Below are 1,009 nucleotides of genomic sequence, written 5' to 3' on the forward strand. Positions count from 1 at the left end.
CAGCCTGATCCGCGGCATGCTCAACTCCGCGCGCGGCATTGCGGACAAGGACACGTCCGCCCAGGCCCAGGCCGCGCGTCGCATCAGCGGCTTTGCCGATCTCGACGGGCTCGAGTTCGTGGCGCGGATCGACATCGGCACCGACACCAACGGCGAGGAGAAGAACGAGATCCGCGCGGCGGTGACGCCGGATCACAAGGATTATGCCGCCCTCATGGGCGTGCCCGGTGCGGCACCGCAGCCGCAGGCTCAGCCTTCCCAGCCCTCCATGCCCCAATCTTCAGCACCGGCGGCGGGCACGCGCCCGTCCTGGGCGCAGTGAGGCGGCCATGCTGCTGCGTCCCCGCCAGAAGCAGTTTGTCGAGCGCAGCGTCCGCGCGCTCGGCGAACACGGAAACACCCTCGGCGTCGCGCCGACCGGAGCCGGCAAGACGATCATGCTCTCAGGCGTCGTCGGTCGCATTGTCGGCGAAACGCCGAAGAGCACGGGCGCCAAGGCCTGCGTGCTCGCCCACCGCGACGAGCTGACCGCGCAGAACCGCAGCAAGTTCGGCCGGGTGAATCCCCGGATCTCGACCTCGGTCGTCGACGCGAAGGACAAGTCCTGGGCTGGCCAGGTCACCTTCGCCATGGTGCCGACACTGGCGCGCGCCGGTAATCTCGATCAGCTGCCCGAGCTCGACCTCCTGGTGATCGACGAGGCACACCACGCGGCCGCCGACAGCTATCGCCGCATCATCGACGCTGCGCTGCAGCGCAATCCCGATTGCCGGGTCTACGGCGTCACGGCGACGCCCAACCGGGGCGACAAGCGCGGTCTGCGTCCGGTGTTCTCCAACGTCGCCGATCAGATCCGGATCGGGGAGCTGATCGCGTCCGGGCATCTCGTGCCGCCGCGCACCTTCGTGATCGATGTCGGCGTCCAGGACCAGCTCACCAGGGTGCGCCGCACGGCCGTCGATTTCGACATGGCCGAGGTCGACGCGATCATGAACCGGTCGCCGGTCAC

Annotated in this window: 1 protein-coding gene and 1 pseudogene; both read left to right on the forward strand. The window is 68.9% G+C overall.

The genetic code is table 11. The features are described 5' to 3' along the window. Nucleotides 1–322, forward strand: a pseudogene (locus L598_RS20620) (hypothetical protein); the annotation flags it as partial. A 7-nt stretch (nucleotides 323–329) separates the two neighbouring features. Further along, nucleotides 330–1,009: DEAD/DEAH box helicase family protein (locus tag L598_RS20625; RefSeq protein ID WP_144865772.1), on the forward strand; the 680-nt coding region annotated here is incomplete at its 3' end.

Origin of the sequence: Mesorhizobium sp. J18 (assembly GCF_007829525.1) — a bacterium.
Taxonomy (GTDB): domain Bacteria; phylum Pseudomonadota; class Alphaproteobacteria; order Rhizobiales; family Rhizobiaceae; genus VLJP01.